We start from the raw sequence: 18,439 nt of genomic DNA on the forward strand, positions 1-18,439 counted from the left end.
TCCGCTTTATCGGTGTTGAAAGCAAACGGGGGCATTGCATGAAGTCATGGGTCGGCTCGGTTCTTGGTGTTTCGATGGCAGTGTCAATGCAAGCGGAAGCACAGGTGCGCCCGCCTTCGACAGCCAACCCGCTGCAGAACCTGCCGCGCGTCGATGCGCCGACAACGCCCAAGGTCAATACGGAAGTGCAGGCCAGCGCACCGAATCCCGGGCTGGCCACGCTGCTGGAAACAGCGATCGCGCCACGCAGGTTCAATGTCGTCGGGGTACATGCGGTGCCCTTCGAGGAAGTCGCAGCCTTGTTCAGCCCGATGACGGGCAAGACCGTGCGCGTTGCCGATGTGCTTGATGCGGCCGGGAAAATCAGCGCCATTTACAAGGCGCATGGGTACGCGCTGTCGTTCGGATTCGTGCCGACGCAGGATTTCGCCAATGGCGAGGTCAACATTGTCGTGGTCGAAGGTTACGTGGCAGATGTCGTCATCCAGGGTGATGCCGGCAACATGACGGCGAAAATTCGCGCCATCGCCGCGCACATCACCAAGGATCGGCCGCTGCGGCAGAAGACCTTCGAACGTTACCTGCAGGTACTTGGCATGTTGCCAGGTGCGCATATCGATGCCAGCGTGCCTGCACCCACGACCACCGACGGCGCGACGCGGATGGTGCTGACGGTCACGCGCACGCGCTTCAACGCCAGCACCGGCATTGATTTCAACCATCCCGGCGTGCAGGGGTTGACGAGCCTGACCGAAAACGGATTGCTGCCTTTGGCGGAGCAGCTGAATTTCTCGACGCTGCTTCCTCCCGGCCGGGGAAATCCGCGACTGTATACGTTGAATTACGTGCAGCTGGCGGGATCGAATGGCCTGCAATTGCGTTTCAACGGATCGCATTACGAGGGCAACCCGGATATCAACCATCAATTGCCTGATTATCTGCAACAGAACCTGCGCCAGAACCAGCTCTCGCTTTCCGCCAGTTACCCGCTGCGACTCGACAACCACACCAACCTGTCGGTCACTGCCGGCGCATATTCCACTGGGTTGAAGCAGAGCTACACCAACACCATGACCGGTGCCAGCCTCGTGCAGCAATATGATTTGCGCGTGCTCGATGGCAAATTGGATTACGTCAAGGTCGGCGATGCGTGGATGCGAAAACTCAATCTCGAGATCGCACATGGCGTGAACGGCTTGGGGGCGAGTGCCAGCATCGTGGCGCGCGCGGGAGGTGCAGCTGTCGTCATGCCCCTTGCTCCGTCATTCACGCGCTACAACGCGAGTTTCTTGCAGAGCAATGCGTGGCCGCACCGCTTTGCCACGGTGTTCAGTGTCACCGGGCAATACAGCAAGGACACGCTGCCGACCACCGAGCAGCTGAGCTTTGGCGGCCCTCGTTATGGTCTTGCGTACGATCCCGGCGCAGTCGCGGGCGATAGCGGCTGGGGCGCGTCGTTCGAAGTGAGCAAGCGTTACGACGTGACGGCGCGTTGGGTCAAACAGGTCAGCCCCTATCTGGTCGGGCAGTACGCGCGTGCATACCTCCATGCCGCAGGTTCGCCCGCCCTCGCCACGTTGGGCACGGCCGGCGTCGGCGTGCGCTGGAGTGACAACCATCACTACTCGTTCGATCTCTCTCTCGCCCAACCTGTCGCCGACAAGCCACCCGGTGCCACGCATCGCTCCACGCGCGTGAATTTCGGCTTCAGTTACCAGCTTCGCTAAGGCGCAAGCGCGAGCGATCAGGTTGGCTATGCGCGCGCCTTGGCCAGGGTCATCGAGGGCAGGGTGCCGAACACGCGGCGGTACTGTGCGGAGAATCGACCGAAGTCCCAGACGCCATACTTCGCGCAAATGCTGGCGACGGTATCTGCTGGCCTCGCCCGCCGAATGGCCGAATGAACGGCACGCAGTCGATGCAGCATCAGGTATCGATGCGGGCTGACGCCAAGACATTGGGAATAGGCCGCGTGCAGCGTGCGTTCGGAGACTTGGGCGGCCTCGCAGAGATCGCCGACGTGAATCGGCTCGTCGATGCGCTGGTCAATGATATTCATGGTGCGACGGATGATTTCCTCCCGGTCGGCGCGCGGGCGTCCCAGATCAGCCGGAGCTGCTGGTTGCGCGGCTTCCAGGAGAACGCGGATGGACTCCAGGAGTTGCTGGCAAAGGCTCTCGCGGATCAGTGGATCCTGCAACGCCTGTGGTTCGACCGTGTCGACATGCAGGATCGAACGGAGCAGGACCAGCAATCGCGGGATGGCATCCGGGCTGGCATTGATGATCGCATTCGATGGCGTGTCGAACAACTGCGGATACACCGCCCGCAAATACGGGACACGTTGCGCATCGATGGAAATGGCCAAGGTCCGCACGCCGCCATAGCGGATGCCATGGTATTCCTGTTCGGGAGCCAGCCAGGCAAACGTTTCGTTGCTCAATGAGGTGCCGTTGAGTGCAAAGCACCCGCCCTTCGACAGCGGCAGCGCCAGGCCGAACCTCCCCGGGGAAAACGCGCCACGGAAGACGCAATCGGAGCCGAACTGCACGAGCATGATCTGGATCGCATCGAGGTCGACGACGCGAAGGCGCCACTCATGATCCGTGCAATTGGTGACGACGTAATGGCCATCCACGCCACACAGGGCGGATTCGAATTCATCGAGCTGGGTCGTGGTCAGCCTGATCATGCCATCCGTCCGGGAAACTGGATGTGGCTTTTCATGCGACGGGAGGCCGAATGGAGGTCCCGCCAGGGACGTTGTTCCAGGATCACGTGCCACCCCCTGAGAACTGTGAACGCAAGCACCAAATGACCTGCATGAACAATTAATACTTAACGATTAAGCTGTCAAGGGGATGTGAGGCTGGGTGCGGAGTCGCAGGGATGCATGGTCGGGCCGGCCGGCACATTGCGCCCCAGTTAACCCAGCAGTCGTCGATGTCGATATGGCGGTAGCCGGCGTCCTTCAGGCCGAGCTCGACGAATTTGTCGGCGATGCCGCGGATCATCGCCTCATTGAATTCGGCGCGACAATGAGCAGTCGATGCATTGCGGTTTCCTCCGGAAAGGATGGCGCGCCGCCGAACGGGTTGATCACAGCCATGATTTAATCATCATATAAATATGATGGATTCGCCCGTAATGACTCGAAACTCGGTATCGATGAGGGCTTTTTTCACCATGGCAGCGCTGCTGGGCGTGGCCGGCTGCGCCATGAGCGGGACTGGTGGGCCTCGCGGGCGGGACATTGTCCTTCCCGAAACCTTCGTGATCGGCCCCGCCTCGGGTGATCCCCATTCGCACGCCGCCTTTCCGGGAGTCCCGAATGACGTGGTGAAGGTGTCGTCGCGCTTGCGCATCACCAGGGCGATCGATCACGGACTCAATTTCTTCGCCATCCAGGTCAATTTCCCGAACCGGACCTGGGCACACGGCGGACTGCAGCTGGTGGATGGCGGCAGATACCAGATGAACTGGGGTGGGCTCGTGAATCGTGGCGGGGGTTCCGCCGACTACCAGAAGGAAGATCCGGCGTCGGATCTCACACAGATGCAGAACGGACCGGATCGCGAGCGCAGTGCTCGGTACGACTGGGCCGTCGGCAAGGAATACATCCTCACGATCGAACGGGGAAAGCAGATTGATTTCCCGCCCGGGAATTACGTCTTCATCGGTTCCGGGCCATCTGTTCCAGTACCCAATCAGCGGGTCTTGTGGGAGTGGAAATTCACTCTGGCACCGGCTGATGGCACGGGCCCGATCCAGATTTCCACGCTTTACGATGCTGCGGATCGCATCGCCAGCTTCTATCTCTGGAACGAATGTGGATATGGCTCGTGCGGCCAGGGGCAGAGTGCGACGTGGTCGATGCCGGTCTATGCGCGACTGGGTGCAGCGAATGAGGAGATCCAGACCCGGACACTGAAACGGTTCTGACGGTTCGGCTTCGCTGCCGGTGCAACGAAAAAACCGCCTCTCGGCGGCTTTTCGGCAAACAGCTTGTTTTGTTGGTCGGGGAGACAGGATTCGAACATGCGACCTCTACGTCCCGAACGGGATTTTTAGAGGTTACAGATCAAGCAATTAGACGTTAAGTAATTGATTTATAAGAAGGCGATATGCCGCGGAATTTCGCGGTATGATGCTTTTTGCAGGACATTTGCAGGACGTGCTGCATAACCGGAGAAGCAGGTATGCCGCGAATTATCCGCGAGCCGTTGACGCTGAAAGTCATCAATCAGGCCAAGCCGACCGGCAAGCTGTACCGGCTGCGCGATGCCACTGTTCCTGGACTTCTGCTGCGCGTTACACCGGCAGGAACGAAGGTTTGGGCTATCACGTGGGGAAGGGGGCAGGAGCGTGTCATCGGGACGTACCCTGTCATGACGCTGGAGGGAGCGCGGGAGGCCGCACGTCGGGAGTTGGGGGAAGCCGCAGAGCATGGCGCTCCGGTGGCTGTGGTGGAGGCTCGCAAGCCGGCCAGCGAGAAGCCAATCACTCTCGGTGACTTCATCCGTGATCATTTCGCCCCATGGGCGCTGGCCAACCAAAAGCAGGGGCAGGCGACCGTGGATGCGTTGGAAGCGTGCTTTGGCGGTCTCTACGAACGTGAACTGCGAAGTATCGCCGCGTTCGATATTGAGCGATTCAAGACTGCACGCAAGAAGCACGGGATCAAGCCGGCGACGATCAATCGCGACCTTGACCGTATTCGCAAGGTGTATTCCTGTGCTTTCGAGTGGGATTTTCTGACCGAGCATCCACTGAGGAAGGTCAAGCGGATCAAAGTGGACAATGTCCGCGTGCGCTACTTGAGCGACAGCGAAGATAAAGAGCTACGAAAGGCTCTGGCTGCGCGCGAAGTTGAGCGTAGGGCGAGCCGGGTTCGGCACAACGCATGGCATGAGGAAAGAGGTAGCGTTGGGCATCCTCAATGGCCGAAGGATGGCTACACCGACCATATCGTGCCCATGGTGTTGCTGGCGCTGAATACGGGTCTTCGCCGTGGCGAACTGTTCGGGTTGGAATGGGGCAACTTGAACCTGCAGGCGCGTCTACTTACTGTTGAGGCGGGTAACGCGAAGTCCGGAAAAACCCGCCATTTGCCACTAAATGATGACGCCATGAGGATGTTGAAGCAGTGGAAAAAGCAGGGGGACGGCAAAGGGTTGGTCTTCCCGTCGTCAAGCGGAGCGAGGTTCAACAATATCAACAAGGCATGGAGCGGCATCGTTGCAGCAGCAAAGCTGCCGGATTTCAATTTCCACGATCTGCGGCACGATTTCGCCAGCAAGCTGGTTATGGCCGGCGTGGATTTGAATACCGTTCGTGAGCTACTTGGGCATGCGGACATCAAGATGACATTGCGTTACGCGCATTTGGCCCCAGGCAAGCTGGCCGATGCAGTTTCAAGGATCAATCGGACCTAGTTTCGAATCTGCTTGATTGGATAGCTTCTTCTTTCGTCTCGCCCTGTAATTCTGATCTGCTGATATCGCCATGAAGTTCTTGACGCTAGATGTACGAATTTTCGGGGCTGGCTTGAGACGATCATAAATATGCAAAGTGCCATACTCGGTATCCAGAGTTTCGAGGGCATAGCCGATCAAGCCAGTGATCACCTGGTTCAAGCTGCCCTCCGATTGCTTTTTCAGTCTGTCGTGTAACGCCGCTGGCAACCTGAGCTGCAACTTCACAATTTTCTCGCTTGGGAACCTCTTGCCGTGCACCTTGGCTGATAGTGTTTGATCCCAACGTGCAGCTGGCATCCATCCGATGCGAGGAACGCTCACTTTCAAGCGATAGCGTGTGTCTGCATCTATTTGTTCCAGCCGTCGTTCCTCCCATTCCCAGAACTCATTCGGATAATCAGGAGTTTCGCCGTAATCGACACCACCCTTGAGCTTGAATTCTTCTTGTCCATGCTTGGCATCGGAGTTTTTGAATAAGAAACTCAGATATTCGGACCTTCCTTTCTCTTGGAGAACTGCGTAAGCATCCGCTGCGTATGGGAACTCATTCATCCAATCATAGAGCGTCGATTCGTGAATGCTGTGTCGTCTGGCCACAGCTACCTTGTCCCAGTTTCCAGACATGGCTTCAGCCAGGATTCGAATTTTCTCATCGGTGCTGCGGTGTTTGCCCATGGTGTCCTCACGGCGAGTGACGGCTCGGTTTTTGTATCTGGATTTTACGTCTGTAGTCACCTGTAATGTTAGCAAATATATGAAAATATAGCCTTTTTAATCGAATTATTAACAGATTCATCGGCTTGGAAATTATAGGTTGATTTCGCGGATCTCCGCGGGCTACGGTCGGTGCACGTCAATCGCAGATGTGCAGCCATGGCAAAAGACTTCGATCCATCTCACAGGATTCCGCCGCTCAAATGGAGTCTCGCCCAGATTCGGGAGGCTACTGGCGAGTCGATGCAGGTGATCTTCGACGCCATTCGCCTCGGACACCTCGATACCTTTCTATGCGGCCGAAGACGTTTCGCTCGCCCAGAAGCCGTTGCCCGTTGGATCGATTTCCTGGAAGCCCGCAGCAAGGCAGGTCACCCAGTTGTCTACCGTGCCCGCCAGTACGATCACGAGAGGGGCTGACCGTGGCAAAGAAACTGCCTGCTGTTGACTGGTCGTTACTTCCTCTGCTTTTGACCAATGAACTTGTTGCTCAAGTGCTCTCCAAGGCGGTGCGCACAGTACAGGATGATGCCACCCGAGCGCCGTGGCGGTTGCCACCGCGCGTAGCAATAGAAGGCTCCAACAGTGTGCGATACGACCGAGATGCCTTTCGCCGCTGGCTCGAAGAACGGATAGTGGGGGACATTCCGAATCCGGTTTTCTCGCCTCGTCCAGGTCGCTCGAAGGGAACAACGGTGGAGGCAATGCGTGCGCGCAGAGAATGCCAGCGTAAGGCTGCGAGTGAAGGCGTTGTATGAGCAACTTGCTCATGGGGCAGGTGTTCCAACTTGATCTGGAACCATCGATCAAGCTGGTCCTCATGGGGCTGGCAGATGCAGCTGATGACCGCGGTGGCAGCTGTTTCCCCGCTGTCGCGACCATTGCCAGAAAGGCGTCAATCAGTGAGCGTCAAGCGCAGAGAAACTTGAAGTTGTTGAGAGAGGCAGGCTGGTGCTACATCGAGAGCCATAAAAATGGCGGACGCTGCACCCGTCGCTATCGACTTAATGTCGGGAAACTTAGGGAAAAATCTGACGATGCGATGAGGGGTGACAAATTGTCATCCCTGAAGGCATCGAACGAGCGCCGTCACGAGCGTCACCCCAGCGGCGACGTCTCTGGCACTGCTGCGGTGACATGTGCGCCACCCGAACTACCAGCCGAACTATCAGTAAAAATTACTACCAGAGACTTGGTCTGGCCACAGGCATTGGAAGAGGGGCAGGTAGTAGTAGTGGAAAGACTCATCTCAGAGCAGGAGCTGGATGACCAGCAGCAACTTCTGGATGAGCTGGCCGGAGCGCTTGCAAGCACAAACCAACCGCGGAGGTTGGCTAGCTGGATGCGTGCGCTGGTCGGTCGTGTTCAAGGAGGAACCTTCGTTCCTGACCTTGGTTTAGCGGTGGCCACAGCCCGGGCTCGTCGGGCCCAAGAGAAAGCCGAGCAGCAGCAGCGGATGGAAGAACGGCGGCGCGAAGAGGAGAGAAGGAATGCTCCTGAAGTGCGCGCTCGCAGCGAGGAAAGCCGCAAGAACGCAATGAACGAAATTTCAAAACAACTAAGGAGGAACAATGACAATTGAACAGAAGGTGATGGAAAAGCTGGCATCGATGCCTAGCGAGGTGTCAAAGGAAGAACAGGAGCGGGATGAAAGGGCTGCAATCGGAACTGCAAGCTGGGCCAAGGACTACCAGGATTGGATCGACCGAGGAGCCGACTTGGACGATGCTCTGGAGCCTGAGGTGCTGGCAATCGCCGATTTGCCAGATTCACAGTTCCAACTCGTGGCCGGCATTGCAGGTTGTGTCGACCAAAAGACGCAGGAAGATTTCGTCAAGTCAGTCGAACCACTGGCGCTCCGCGAGCTTGAAGTTTGGTACGAAACGCTCAAGGATCAAATTATCGAGGAAGGAGAAGATGAGGCTGATCCCCGGGATCCGGCACTGCGGCCCCGACCTCGAAAAAAGGGGCGAGGGTTTGTGAATGACTGGTGAGTTAATGACGGCCCCTACGGGGGCCGTTGTTTTAACCCGGCCTTGGACCACGACGGCGCATCCTGGGACGCGGCCTTGGCGATGCCGGCGCAGGGGCGTCGTGACTGTCGAGCGGGTCCGGGTGCTCAGAGATTTGTTCTTGGTCATCAGGCCTGTCAATGCGCCAAGGCGCATTGACTAGTGCTTCGTGCATTTCCATTAACTCATGGGTAGTGGGGAGCTGCTGGATGCTTCGAAAATGTGACAGAAATCGTTTTCGAAGTTGCTCAATATCTGCGCCCACGGACAAGAGCGTCATCGACCGTTCGGTCATTATTCGTAGCATTCTCCGGACTCCTTCCAGCCACAAATTCACTATTTTTGTCTCTCGGTTCAGATCACCCGGTGTTGTACGAACACCGCGTCTCTCGAGCGTTGAAGCACGTGGGCCGAGATGAACCGTCGGCAGATCGGCGAGCGCGACGTCTCCGCCTTCCTCCATCGATTGACGTGCGTAGCTCCTGTGATCAATGCGAGATGAGGCTGTGCTGATCTCTAGAACTTTGTTGACGCGCAAAGCCCAGCGCTCGCGCCACTGTTCCACCAGTTCCTTGTCGTTCCATTCTCGAGCTTTGTTGCCGAAGCCTTCATCATTGATATGGCGTAGCGTGAGCAGGATATGAGCATGCTCATTACGCCGGTCACCCCGATTGCCAGGAGCGTGCATGGCGATATCGGCCACCATTCCCTGGTCAACGAACTCATCAGTTGCGAATCCGATGAGCAACATACGGTGTTGCTCATGTGATAGCTCATGGGGTAATGCAACTTCAATCTCTCGACAGAGCTGGGCGTCTTTGCGCTTTTCTCTGGCTTCGACACCGTTCCATAAATTAGAACGGTCAAGCATCCATGAAGGGGCATATTCCGGGGTCAGGATAAAGGTCTCCCGGATGCCGATCTTACGCGTGAAGTCGTGTATTTCTCCAGTTCTCGCATCAGCAAGTCGCGTGCCTGAACGGTACGCAGCGGCAGCGGTAGCCGAGCGGCCACTGCTGCGCCCGATGACTTTGGCTGCTAGATGAAAGATTGCCATGTTCTACGTTGCTCTGCCGCTAGCGGCCGCACACATCGCGTAGCGATGTATAAGTGCGCCCTTTGCTAGCGCTTTGGTCATTGCCGATCTATCAGCTGAAATAAATTCTGGCAGCCTCGGCGTACAAATGATTCCGCATCATTCCGCGCTGAATTATTTTTCTTGTGGAATTGGGTGTTCGGTTGTTTCATTGAACCCAAGTTGGAACAAACGCCTCGTCCTTGTTCGGGGCGCATGCGACAAACGGAGACAACCTAATGCCGATTTCCGAAAACGAAAGAATAGCCGCGCTCATTTCCAGAAAGGAAGCGCTTGAGGCTCGTATTCAGCGATTGAAGGCTCGCGATGCAAACGTGGATCGCAAAGCGCGTAGCCGTGCATTGCTTCTGCTCGGCGTGGCGGTGGAAAAACATTTGCAAGCGCAGCCCGCAGCAATGGGTCTAATTCGCCAAATGCTGTTGCAGCATTTGAAGGGTCGCGAACAGGCTGCGGTTGCGAGTTACCTGTTCGAAACGCGGACTGAGCACCAACAAGCAGGTGGCGGCGCCTCCTGATCGAGCCTGTTTGCATCATTATGAAGGGGTCGAATATGGTGCGTGTGCCAGGATATCTGCATCAGTAGGCCGGGCATTCATAATTAGGCCGCTTACGACCCCAGCGGACGCTGGTGACTCCCGGTCAAAATGGAAAATCGGCCAAAATGCCTGAGCTGGCTCTCAATAGCGAGTCTAGTTCGGCCACCGATTCAAAGACGTGGTGCGCGCCAGTCGTGCGGGGGGCGCTGTTTCGCGAAGGAATGGATAGGCTCCTAAAGCATGAAGTTGGGGGGGTCTCGACCGCACTACATGGCCGGGACCGGCCCGACCGACGCCTAGTCGAGCCAGCTGCTACCGCTAGATCGCCAGTATTCGGGGGGGTGCCCGCCAAGGCTCGCGCTGGGGACGCTTTACTGTGGGAAGCCGCCCGTTGCGGTGTCAATACCCGCTATCCCCGGGGCAGGCTAAACGAGCTGCGCATCGGCGACCGCCACGTGGTTCCATCGCCTTATTTGATGCCGCATGCCGGGCCGGGACAGAACGTGGGCTCGGGAGCCCGAGGCAGAAAACCGGCGACGATCCATCAGCCTGTCGCTGGGTTACCGGTCGGGCCAACTGATATCGATGTATAGGGTAAGGCCATTTGTAACGACTGGTCGGACGGCCCATATCGGGTTGGTCCCGACCGAGGTTTAGGGTGCCTACGAATATCAATCAGACCATTGAAATGCCTGCGGCACCACTTACGGGAGCGCTACCTTTGATCGAGCCACTGCGAAAACAAGATAAGAACGGCGCCCCATACAGTAGATTTTCCGACATCCAGAGCATGCTAATGACGCTGGATACTCTGCCGGACGCCGACATCGTGGCCCGGTGCAGGTTGGGCCGCGGAAACAGCGCCTTCGTGCCCATCGAGTGTGTGGTTCATATGTTGCGGCGCGGACTGCGTGCCAACAACGACGCGCTCACCAGTCCGCTGTTCACGGAGTTCCTTCAGCGCCTGCGCCGCCACATCCCCTTGCGTGAGGACAAAGAAAGCCACTTTCGCGTCCAGGTCTTCGAGCAGGTCCAGGATCGGCTGACCTCGCTTCTGGCCAAGGAATCCATCGAATACCAGGACAAACTCGACTTCTGCGAGATCCAGTTCGCCGGGGCGCTGGTACGACTCCTGCAAGATGCCCGAAAAAAGGCCACGAAGGATAAAAACCGCAAGGCTCCCTTGATGAACGAGGAAACCGGGGAGGTCGACGCGCAGGTCGATCAGGCTGCAGGTTCGTTCAACCCGTTCGACCCGGAAAATATATCCGAGGAAAAGTACCGGACGGTTCTCGATGAAGCGATGGAAGAGTTACCCGCCACGCAGAAAAGGATTCTCGAGATGCTGCGCAATAATATCCTCATTGACTCACAGGATCCGACCGTCCCGACTATTTCGAAGACCCTGGGGAAGTCGGAGAAGACCATTCGCAACCAGCGCGACAAGGCTATCGCAGCCATCAAGGCGTTCGTGAACAAGGGAGAGCGATAATGTTGGCCCGTAAAAACAACCTATCCCTAGAAGAGATCCTGGACTCCTTTGCAATGGAGCCAAATCCCAGTGGCGAAGTGTTGGGTCGCTATTTGGCCGACTTTCCTCAGTTTGCGGAGGACCTTGTCGATTTGTCCCAAGAGATGTTCCAGGTTGGCTTGGTGCAGGACCGGGAGCTTACGAGCCTGGACAGCAATCGGATCAGTTCGGCTTGGAGTGTGCTTCAAGCCAGTATCGGTCAACCTTTGGCCGACCCGCTTGCGAGCCTATCGCAGCAGGTCATGGGCGATCTTTCGGAGGTGCTGCAGGTCCCACGGCAAGTGATCCTGGCCTTTTGGGAAAGGCGAGTGCTGCCTGCGTCAGTGCCCCGTCAATTTCTCAACAGAATGGCGAGCGCTCTCGATGCGAGCGCACAATCGCTGATCGAGTCGCTCGCTCTTCCAAAGCAGGCACTCGCACGCAGCCACAAGGCCGACGAAAAGCCGACATCTGACGCCGACAAGCAGGCATTTGAGCGGGTGCTTCGAGACGCAAAAGTGCCTGAGGATCAGATTGCTGCCCTTCTGACAGAAGGCGCTTGATGTGGATGGGGTGGAGATAGGCCGACAAACTGCTCAAGCCCTCCATCTAGCGGCAGTTGCAGCCGGAGGCGATCCGTGGTCGCCTTTGGCCTTCGCGTTAGCCCAAGTAGAACGCGAGGGCCTGTCGGTTAATCCCGCCATGCCTGGCGCCGATATTTTGGACGGCGGTCTGGCCTGCTATATCCCCAAAGCCGGTCTAATCGTTTACGAAGATAGCGACACGGATTTTGATCGGGCGTTCCGGATCGCCCACGAGCTCGGGCATCTGCACCTTGGCGACAGTGAGGAGGAAGACTTCACCGGTCCGCCTTACGCGATCAACCCAGACAGGCCAGCCGAGGCCGCGCCGATAGGTGTCGAGCGCGTGATCGACTATGGGCGACGCCAGCGACGAGAGGTCCAAATGGACCTGTTTGCTCGTGAGTTTCTCTTGCCCCGGTCAGTTGCCAAGAAGCTCCATCTTGAAGACGGCATGACCGCCGCTCAGATTGCCAGCAAGCTCGGTGCCCCAGTCGCCGTGGTTGCGCAGCAGCTCTTCGATGCTCTGTTGTTGCCACCGGTCGAGCTTCCCAGCGACGGCAGTATCCCCGAGAAGCCGCTAAATGATCTCCAAGCGGCCGCCGCCAAGCACCAAGGCAGCGCCTTTCTGCTAGAAGCCGGGCCTGGCACTGGCAAGACCAAGACCTTGGTAGGGCGGATCAAGCACCTGCTGAGTCAAGGCATAGACCCACGGCACATTCTGGTGCTGACCTTTTCCAACAAAGCTGCCGCTGAGATTGTTGAACGCATTGCAGCGGTGGACGCAAAGGCGTCCGCGGCCATGTGGATAGGCACCTTTCACGCCTTTGGGTTGGATCTGCTCCGTAGGTTCTACGGCGAGCTCGATCTCCCAGCCGATGCCCGAATGCTTGATCGAACCGAAGCGGTCGAGCTCATCGAGAATGAGTTTCCTCGCCTGGGCCTGGTCCATTACCGCGACATATACGATCCAACCAAGATTATCTCTGACCTTCTCGCCGCGATCTCGCGGGCGAAAGATGAAGTTGTATTTGCCGATGACTACGAGCGCTTGGCGAAGGAGATGCAGTCCTCTGCCAGCGAGGAAGAGCGCATCGCTGGTGACAAGGCCGCCGAGGTCGCACGCGTCTATCACACCTACGAGAAGCTCAAACGCAGCGTGCAGGCTGTGGATTTCGGCGACCTGGTGTCTTTGCCGGTCCGCCTATTGGAGGATAGCCAGGAGATTGCGCATGCGCTCAGGCAAGCCCACCAACATGTTCTTGTGGACGAATACCAAGATGTGAACCGAAGCAGCGTTAGATTGCTCAAAGCGCTATGCGGCGAAGGGCAGAACCTCTGGGTTGTCGGCGATGCGAAGCAATCCATTTACCGGTTTCGCGGCGCGTCCTCGGTCAGCATGGACCAATTCAATACTCATGACTTTCCGAATGGCGCGAGGGCACAGCTGAAGGAAAACTACCGTTCGGTCCCGGAAATCGCAAGGACCTTCTCCCACTTCGCCTCAGCCATGAAAGCGGCGAGCGCCAAAAGCGAGGTCGAGTCCAACCAAGCGGAAAGCGGCCTCGTTCCTTCCATGCGGCGCGTCGATCGGAAGGTCGACCAGGTGGTGGCGCTTGCGGAGACCATCTTGGAGATGCGTTCTGCCGGCCACTCGTTCCGCGACCAGGCTGTGTTGTGCACGGGAAACGACAAGCTTTCTGACTTTGGTGAACAGCTGGAGCGGATGGGTATTCCCGTCCTATTTCTGGGCAGTCTCTTCGAGCGCCCTGAGGTTAAGGATCTGCTGGCCGTGCTTACCTTGTTGGTCGATCGGCGGGCGACGGGCTTGCTGCGAACTGCCTGCATACCCGATTTCGCAATGTCCTTGGAAGATGTAGTCGTAGTTTTGAACTACCTGCGCACCGCAGAGCATGCCCCAGGTGCCTGGCGAGAACTGCCCCCAGCCGTGGAAGGGCTTTCTGCGGCAGGTAGGGCCGCATTGGTGAGCTTGGACGCAGCATTGGCCGGCCTGGAGCGCGAAAGCGATCCGTGGGAAGCCATGTGCCAGTTCCTGCTTGGGCCTTCCAAGCTGGTGGCGCAGTTGGTTGCATCGGGCACGCCTGGCGATCGGGCCAAGGGTATAGCCGTCTGGCAACTGCTGAACTTCATGCGCGTGCAGCCGAAAGGGCAGGGCTTGCCCATCCAGCGACTGACCGACCGCATCCGCAGGTTGGTGCGCTTGGCCGATGAGCGTGACCTACGGCAATTGCCCGCTGCCGCTCGCAGCATCGACGCCGTGCGGCTCATGACCATTCATGGGGCCAAAGGACTTGAATTTGAAGTCGTCCATTTGCCAGGAATGAATCAGGGAGCCCTTCCGCGAACGGTGCCGCAAGGCCCATGTCCACCTCCGACGAACATGGTAGAGGGTGCTCATGGAGCAGCTGCGCAGTATCACAACGACGAGACGTTCAAGGAGCACGAGTGTCTTTTTTATGTCGGCCTATCCCGGGCGCGTGCACGGCTGTTCTTCTATGCGGTGAATTTCACAGACAGTAGCGGCGACCGAAAACCATCCAAGCGCGCGCAATCGCCCTTTATCGACCGCATTGCTGGCTTCATCAGCAACGAAGTTGTAACGCCTAAGACAGAAGCGCCTGCGGTCCCGGAAAGCATTCCTGTAGAACTGGTAACGGAGGGCGGGGTCGTTCTCGAAGGCTATCAGGTGGGCCGCTACGACCATGGGTGTGAACGCAATTATCTGTATGTTCATTTGTTGCAAGTGGGCGGAAAGTCCAAGGCAACCGCGTTCTTGCAGATGCATAACGCGGTGCGGAAAGGCTATCAATCGGTGGTGCAAGGGGGTGATGCGGACCTGGCGGCCATAACAGCCGCATTGAGAGAGTCGTTTGCCGCAAGCGGATTGGACCAGCACGGGTATGTCGAGGACTATCTGGCGTTGGCCAATGGCATGCTCGCTTCTTTCCTGGCCAGCCGCGCGGGTCGCTCGGCCGAAAAGCCGGTCGCCCTGACGCTTTCCTTTGGTGATGACAAGATTTTGGTAACGCCCGACGACGTCCTGTTGGAGTCAGACGGCCGCAAAACCTATCGCAAAGTGAGCACCGGAAAGACGCGCTCTGACGACGAAACCGACATCGGGGTCGCCTCGTTGCTGCTCGCTGCGCGAGCCATCGATCCATCAGCTCAGGTTGAGCTGGTTTACCTTTCGGATGGCAACAAACTGTTTTTGGATCGGTCGGCAAAGCAGTTGGATAACAGTAAGCACAAGGTGCAAGGTGCGATTGGCCGCGTTCGCGCCGGTCGCTTTATGGCAAAGCCATCCAACTTTACCTGCCCCACCTGCCCAGCGTTTTTTCTGTGCGGCCCGCTACCGTTTGGGGCATTGCACAAATCGTTCTAGGCTGTGTTACCGGTCGAGCAATGTCGCTTCGATTAATAGGTGAGACCGAACAATTCGTTCGGCTAAATCTAAGAGGCGATACAAGACATGACTCCGAACGACCCGATTGATTTTGAAGACGTAGGCCAGGCCATCCGCGAGGACCGCGCTCTGCGCCCAGCCCCCCGTTACCGCATCCAGTTCGCTCAAGACGGGCTTGATTTCCGAGCCGTGGATGTCGAAAGCGCCATCCCTCTGGGCCAGCAGATCCTGGCCGCCGCAGGCCTGAGCATCGCCGGCGAGTTCAGCCTCTTTGCCATCCTGTCCACCGGAGACTTCGAGGACGTTCTCCTCAATGAACCGTTCGACTTGCGGGGAGCCGGTGCCGAGAAGTTCGTCGCTTTCCAATCTGATCGTGATTACAGGCTGATGGTCAACCAGGCTCAGATGAGCTGGGGCAAGCCCGCTATTTCCGGGCGCACGCTCTATCAGTTGAGTGAGGCCAAAGAAAACGAGGTGGTTCTTCTGGAAGTACCTGGCGGCGATGATCGGCTGATCGAAGATTCCGACCTCATCGATTTGACCGCCGCTGGCGTGGAGCGCTTCTTCACGGCCCACAAGCCCCAGCACGCCATCCAGATTGTGGTCAACGGGCGCGAAGTTGAAGTTCCCCAAAGCCACCAGACCTTCGAGGACCTGGTCGCAATCGCCTACCCGGGCGAGCCCCCGATGCCCAATGTCACCTACAGCATGACCTATCGAAAGGTCGCTTCCGTCCCCCACAGCGGCGAACTCGCTGCGGGCGGCTTCATCGAGGTCAAGAACGGGAGCATCGTCAATGTCGGACGCACTGTTCAGTCGTAATGATGACCTAAAGCGCCTGCGGGACGCCGGCTACCTGATACAGGTAGTCGGCGGTCTCCTGGTGATGCGAGAGGTCCCGTATGTAAATGCGCAGAAGGAGGTCAAGCGCAGTGTATTGATCTCCACTCTGTGCCTCTCAGGCGATCTGACCCAAAAGCCTGAGCCGCACACGGTCCAGTTCTGTGGCGATTTCCCATGCCAGGCCGATGGCGTGCCGCTGCAGGCGATTGCCGCGGGAACGGGACAGTGGGACCTGGGTCATGGGCTGGCAGCCCAGCACATGTTTTCCAGCAAACCCGACAACCGCGGCTATCAAAACTACTTCGACAAGATGACCACCTACGCCAACATCCTCGCCGGCCCTGCCGCAGTGCTGTCGCCGGGAGTCTCGGCTAAGGTGTTCAGGGAGCCAGACGAGGACGAGGAGAGCGTTTTCAACTACCTGGAAACAGCTTCTGATCGCGTCGGCATCGGAGCGCTGACGGCTCGCCTCAAAGGGGAGCGGGTCGCCATAGTCGGGGTTGGAGGGACGGGGTCTTACATTCTGGATCAGGTTGCGAAGACGCCAGTAGCTGAAATCCGCCTCATCGACAAGGACGAGTTCCTGCAGCACAACGCGTTTCGGGCGCCGGGCGCTCCCAGCTTGGATAGCCTGCGGCAGGTCTGGAAGAAGGTGGAGTATTTCAAGGAAATCTACTCGCGCATACACCGGCATATCGTGGCGCATGCCGTCCAGCTCGATGCCAGCAACGTCCATGTGCTGGATGGCGTGACCTTCGCCTTCCTGAGCATGGACGCAGGGGAGCCCAAACGCGCGGTCATCGAACGGTTGGAGTCGATGGGGGTGTCCTTCATCGATGTGGGGATGGGTCTGGAACTCAAAGGCGATTCATTGGGTGGGATCTTGCGCGTAACTACGAGCACTCCTGGCGCCCGCGAGCACTTGCGCCAACGCGTCTCCTTCGATGGCGGCGGCGACGATGTTTATGTCTCGAATATCCAGGTTGCCGAGCTCAATATGCTCAACGCGGCACTGGCAGTGATCAAGTGGAAGAAGATCCGCGGCTTTTACAGGGACCTGGAACAGGAGCATCACTGCTCTTACACCATCGACGGAAACATGCTGCTCAATGGGGACCAGACATCATGAAGCACGACGTCCTCGAACCTCGTTTCGTCAAGGTGGTTCCACGCGACTTGGAGCCCGGTGTTCTCTATGTCTCGATGGAATATGGCACCGTCGTGCATAGTTGCTGCTGCGGGTGCGGCTTTGAAGTGGTAACACCCCTTACCCCCACCGATTGGCGCCTCACCTTCGATGGTGAAAGCGTGTCCCTATGGCCGTCGGTGGGAAGTTGGAATCTGCCTTGCCAGTCTCACTACGTAATCGAAAACAATCGTGTCAGGGAAGCACTGCAGTGGAGCACTGCCCGTATCGAAGCGGAGCGGACTAGGGATGGACAGGTCAAGGCGAAGTTCTACGCGCGACAGGCTGCCATCGAAGCGATCGATGCGCCCGTCATCGCTCCTGTGCCGCCTTGTCCAGAAGTCCGCCCGACTGGATTGCTTGCTAAGGTTCGCAGGTGGATCTTCTAGTGAAGCCCCAATGTGGCGCGTGAGGCCACCAAGCAAACTCGATGGCGCAGGTGCGAATTGAGATCGAAGTCGTATCCAGGGCGCGACATTGGTGAACAGCACCATCGCGCAATTCTTCGAGTGGCTGCTTCTGGCTGGAAGCCGCCACTTGCACTTGCCACATGGGCGGAGCCGTCGCCTCTGGATTGCCATTTGAGTCGCTGATAAGTTCATCTCAAACAGCCACCGATCGGCGACAGAGAGAAATCCTCCCAGCCGCAACTCAGCCAATTTCCCTGGGAGTCGGCTAATTCGAGCTGCGCCGCGGTTTTCTGCTGATATATGACCAGATACTCAGCGCGGTTCCTGAGTGTTATAGCCACTAGGCGGTCCAAATTGAGTCGGATAGGGAGGTGGGACTACCACCCCCCTATTTCGGACATCAGCAATTTCGATCGCAAATCGACCAGCAAAAAGAATTTGGTTGATTTGGATCACAATTGCTGCAGCACGGCCTCGCAAATGCAGACCAACTGACCCCCATCCCTACAGCAAAAGTGCAGATGCATAGAATGATGCGTCGGCGGTTGAACTTCGATTTCATCTGATTGTCCCTCACTAGATTAAGGATCTGAATTCCGCATTCCTAGCGAAACCTGTCCCGATGACTCTTCAGCGGCCAATCCGCACAG

19 protein-coding genes are annotated in these 18,439 nt (G+C 57.6%); 15 read left to right on the forward strand and 4 right to left on the reverse strand.

The genetic code is table 11. The annotated features are described in order from the left end of the window. The first annotated feature begins 104 nt into the window (after positions 1-104). Positions 105-1,727 (forward strand): ShlB/FhaC/HecB family hemolysin secretion/activation protein, encoded by a 1,623-nt coding sequence (locus Lysil_RS07395; RefSeq protein ID WP_165782412.1) that lies wholly within the window; start codon positions 105-107, stop codon positions 1,725-1,727. Between the two features lie 26 nt (positions 1,728-1,753). On the opposite strand, the gene Lysil_RS07400 is transcribed toward Lysil_RS07395, so the two are convergent. Beyond that, on the reverse strand, positions 1,754-2,692 hold the full coding sequence (locus Lysil_RS07400; protein WP_103074843.1) for a helix-turn-helix domain-containing protein: 939 nt from the start codon (positions 2,690-2,692) through the stop codon (positions 1,754-1,756). Positions 2,693-2,831: 139 nt separating this feature from the next. Then, a complete protein-coding gene (locus Lysil_RS13385) occupies positions 2,832-3,014 on the reverse strand; it encodes a hypothetical protein (RefSeq protein ID WP_205756882.1) in 183 nt (60 codons plus the stop codon). Here Lysil_RS13385 and Lysil_RS13495 point away from each other — a divergent pair. The 3 genes from Lysil_RS13495 (at position 2,952) to Lysil_RS07415 (ending at position 5,435) form a co-directional block, all read left to right on the forward strand. Then, positions 2,952-3,116, forward strand: a complete 165-nt coding sequence (locus Lysil_RS13495; protein WP_205756916.1) for a hypothetical protein — start codon at positions 2,952-2,954, stop codon at positions 3,114-3,116. The genes Lysil_RS13385 and Lysil_RS13495 overlap by 63 nt on opposite strands. A gap of 70 nt (positions 3,117-3,186) precedes the next feature. Continuing rightward, complete coding sequence (locus Lysil_RS07410; RefSeq protein WP_165782413.1) at positions 3,187-3,942, forward strand: hypothetical protein; 756 nt, start codon at positions 3,187-3,189, stop codon at positions 3,940-3,942. A gap of 257 nt (positions 3,943-4,199) precedes the next feature. Continuing rightward, positions 4,200-5,435, forward strand: coding sequence for a tyrosine-type recombinase/integrase (locus Lysil_RS07415; protein ID WP_103074844.1), 1,236 nt, complete (start codon positions 4,200-4,202; stop codon positions 5,433-5,435). On the opposite strand, the gene Lysil_RS07420 is transcribed toward Lysil_RS07415, so the two are convergent. Further along, complete coding sequence (locus Lysil_RS07420; protein WP_129588397.1) at positions 5,415-6,152, reverse strand: transposase; 738 nt, start codon at positions 6,150-6,152, stop codon at positions 5,415-5,417. The two genes, Lysil_RS07415 and Lysil_RS07420, sit on opposite strands and share 21 nt — an antisense overlap. Before the next feature lie 198 nt (positions 6,153-6,350). On the opposite strand from Lysil_RS07420, the gene Lysil_RS07425 reads away from it, so the two are divergent. From Lysil_RS07425 to Lysil_RS07435, 4 genes are read left to right on the forward strand one after another with little or no spacing between them, the layout of a single operon-like run. After that, positions 6,351-6,611: a hypothetical protein gene (locus Lysil_RS07425; protein ID WP_103074846.1), complete on the forward strand. Its 261-nt coding sequence runs from the start codon at positions 6,351-6,353 to the stop codon at positions 6,609-6,611. A 2-nt stretch (positions 6,612-6,613) separates the two neighbouring features. Next, the gene (locus Lysil_RS13500) at positions 6,614-6,949 is read left to right on the forward strand and encodes a hypothetical protein (protein ID WP_205756884.1); all 336 of its coding nucleotides are present in this window, start codon (positions 6,614-6,616) and stop codon (positions 6,947-6,949) included. Continuing rightward, on the forward strand, positions 6,946-7,773 hold the full coding sequence (locus tag Lysil_RS07430) for a helix-turn-helix domain-containing protein (RefSeq protein WP_103074847.1): 828 nt from the start codon (positions 6,946-6,948) through the stop codon (positions 7,771-7,773). The genes Lysil_RS13500 and Lysil_RS07430 overlap by 4 nt, the downstream gene beginning before the upstream one ends. Beyond that, positions 7,763-8,185: a hypothetical protein gene (locus Lysil_RS07435; protein WP_103074848.1), complete on the forward strand. Its 423-nt coding sequence runs from the start codon at positions 7,763-7,765 to the stop codon at positions 8,183-8,185. Before Lysil_RS07430 ends, Lysil_RS07435 begins: the two co-directional genes overlap by 11 nt. A 31-nt stretch (positions 8,186-8,216) precedes the next feature. On the opposite strand, the gene mobQ is transcribed toward Lysil_RS07435, so the two are convergent. Beyond that, complete coding sequence (gene mobQ, locus Lysil_RS07440) at positions 8,217-9,260, reverse strand: MobQ family relaxase (protein WP_103074849.1); 1,044 nt, start codon at positions 9,258-9,260, stop codon at positions 8,217-8,219. 257 nt (positions 9,261-9,517) lie between these two features. On the opposite strand from mobQ, the gene Lysil_RS07445 reads away from it, so the two are divergent. The 7 genes from Lysil_RS07445 to Lysil_RS07475 all read left to right on the forward strand — a co-directional run bounded on the left by Lysil_RS07445 (position 9,518) and on the right by Lysil_RS07475 (position 17,768). Further along, positions 9,518-9,814, forward strand: a complete 297-nt coding sequence (locus Lysil_RS07445; protein WP_103074850.1) for a hypothetical protein — start codon at positions 9,518-9,520, stop codon at positions 9,812-9,814. 817 nt (positions 9,815-10,631) lie between these two features. After that, positions 10,632-11,327 (forward strand): DNA-binding response regulator, encoded by a 696-nt coding sequence (locus Lysil_RS07450; RefSeq protein WP_129588398.1) that lies wholly within the window; start codon positions 10,632-10,634, stop codon positions 11,325-11,327. Continuing rightward, positions 11,327-11,908 (forward strand): hypothetical protein, encoded by a 582-nt coding sequence (locus Lysil_RS07455; protein ID WP_103074852.1) that lies wholly within the window; start codon positions 11,327-11,329, stop codon positions 11,906-11,908. The genes Lysil_RS07450 and Lysil_RS07455 overlap by 1 nt, the downstream gene beginning before the upstream one ends. 139 nt (positions 11,909-12,047) lie before the next feature. Further along, complete coding sequence (locus Lysil_RS07460; RefSeq protein WP_205756886.1) at positions 12,048-15,329, forward strand: UvrD-helicase domain-containing protein; 3,282 nt, start codon at positions 12,048-12,050, stop codon at positions 15,327-15,329. Between the two features lie 87 nt (positions 15,330-15,416). Next, entirely contained in the window at positions 15,417-16,172 is a 756-nt protein-coding gene (locus Lysil_RS07465; RefSeq protein ID WP_103074854.1) for a multiubiquitin domain-containing protein, read from the forward strand. After that, on the forward strand, positions 16,147-17,322 hold the full coding sequence (locus tag Lysil_RS07470; protein ID WP_103074855.1) for a ThiF family adenylyltransferase: 1,176 nt from the start codon (positions 16,147-16,149) through the stop codon (positions 17,320-17,322). The genes Lysil_RS07465 and Lysil_RS07470 overlap by 26 nt, the downstream gene beginning before the upstream one ends. Then, the gene (locus tag Lysil_RS07475; RefSeq protein ID WP_205756888.1) at positions 17,319-17,768 is read left to right on the forward strand and encodes a ubiquitination-like system serine protease family protein; all 450 of its coding nucleotides are present in this window, start codon (positions 17,319-17,321) and stop codon (positions 17,766-17,768) included. The genes Lysil_RS07470 and Lysil_RS07475 overlap by 4 nt, the downstream gene beginning before the upstream one ends. Positions 17,769-18,439: the final 671 nt, after the last annotated feature.

The sequence above is a fragment of the Solilutibacter silvestris genome (genome assembly GCF_002895945.1).
In the GTDB taxonomy this organism is placed as follows: Bacteria; Pseudomonadota; Gammaproteobacteria; order Xanthomonadales; family Xanthomonadaceae; genus Solilutibacter; species Solilutibacter silvestris.

What these genes read in the sequence shown, in the direction of transcription:
- mobQ (WP_103074849.1), bottom strand. Translation starts at nt 9,260, where the DNA reads ATGGCAATCTTTCATCTAGCAGCCAAAGTCATCGGGCGCAGCAGTGGC.
- Lysil_RS07455 (WP_103074852.1), top strand. Translation starts at nt 11,327, where the DNA reads ATGTTGGCCCGTAAAAACAACCTATCCCTAGAAGAGATCCTGGACTCC.
- Lysil_RS07470 (WP_103074855.1), top strand. Translation starts at nt 16,147, where the DNA reads ATGTCGGACGCACTGTTCAGTCGTAATGATGACCTAAAGCGCCTGCGG.
- Lysil_RS07475 (WP_205756888.1), top strand. Translation starts at nt 17,319, where the DNA reads ATGAAGCACGACGTCCTCGAACCTCGTTTCGTCAAGGTGGTTCCACGC.
- Lysil_RS07435 (WP_103074848.1), top strand. Translation starts at nt 7,763, where the DNA reads ATGACAATTGAACAGAAGGTGATGGAAAAGCTGGCATCGATGCCTAGC.
- Lysil_RS07400 (WP_103074843.1), bottom strand. Translation starts at nt 2,692, where the DNA reads ATGATCAGGCTGACCACGACCCAGCTCGATGAATTCGAATCCGCCCTG.
- Lysil_RS07450 (WP_129588398.1), top strand. Translation starts at nt 10,632, where the DNA reads ATGACGCTGGATACTCTGCCGGACGCCGACATCGTGGCCCGGTGCAGG.
- Lysil_RS07420 (WP_129588397.1), bottom strand. Translation starts at nt 6,152, where the DNA reads ATGGGCAAACACCGCAGCACCGATGAGAAAATTCGAATCCTGGCTGAA.
- Lysil_RS07430 (WP_103074847.1), top strand. Translation starts at nt 6,946, where the DNA reads ATGAGCAACTTGCTCATGGGGCAGGTGTTCCAACTTGATCTGGAACCA.
- Lysil_RS07415 (WP_103074844.1), top strand. Translation starts at nt 4,200, where the DNA reads ATGCCGCGAATTATCCGCGAGCCGTTGACGCTGAAAGTCATCAATCAG.
- Lysil_RS13385 (WP_205756882.1), bottom strand. Translation starts at nt 3,014, where the DNA reads ATGATCCGCGGCATCGCCGACAAATTCGTCGAGCTCGGCCTGAAGGAC.
- Lysil_RS07425 (WP_103074846.1), top strand. Translation starts at nt 6,351, where the DNA reads ATGGCAAAAGACTTCGATCCATCTCACAGGATTCCGCCGCTCAAATGG.
- Lysil_RS07410 (WP_165782413.1), top strand. Translation starts at nt 3,187, where the DNA reads ATGGCAGCGCTGCTGGGCGTGGCCGGCTGCGCCATGAGCGGGACTGGT.
- Lysil_RS07445 (WP_103074850.1), top strand. Translation starts at nt 9,518, where the DNA reads ATGCCGATTTCCGAAAACGAAAGAATAGCCGCGCTCATTTCCAGAAAG.
- Lysil_RS07460 (WP_205756886.1), top strand. Translation starts at nt 12,048, where the DNA reads ATGCCTGGCGCCGATATTTTGGACGGCGGTCTGGCCTGCTATATCCCC.
- Lysil_RS13495 (WP_205756916.1), top strand. Translation starts at nt 2,952, where the DNA reads ATGGCGGTAGCCGGCGTCCTTCAGGCCGAGCTCGACGAATTTGTCGGC.
- Lysil_RS07465 (WP_103074854.1), top strand. Translation starts at nt 15,417, where the DNA reads ATGACTCCGAACGACCCGATTGATTTTGAAGACGTAGGCCAGGCCATC.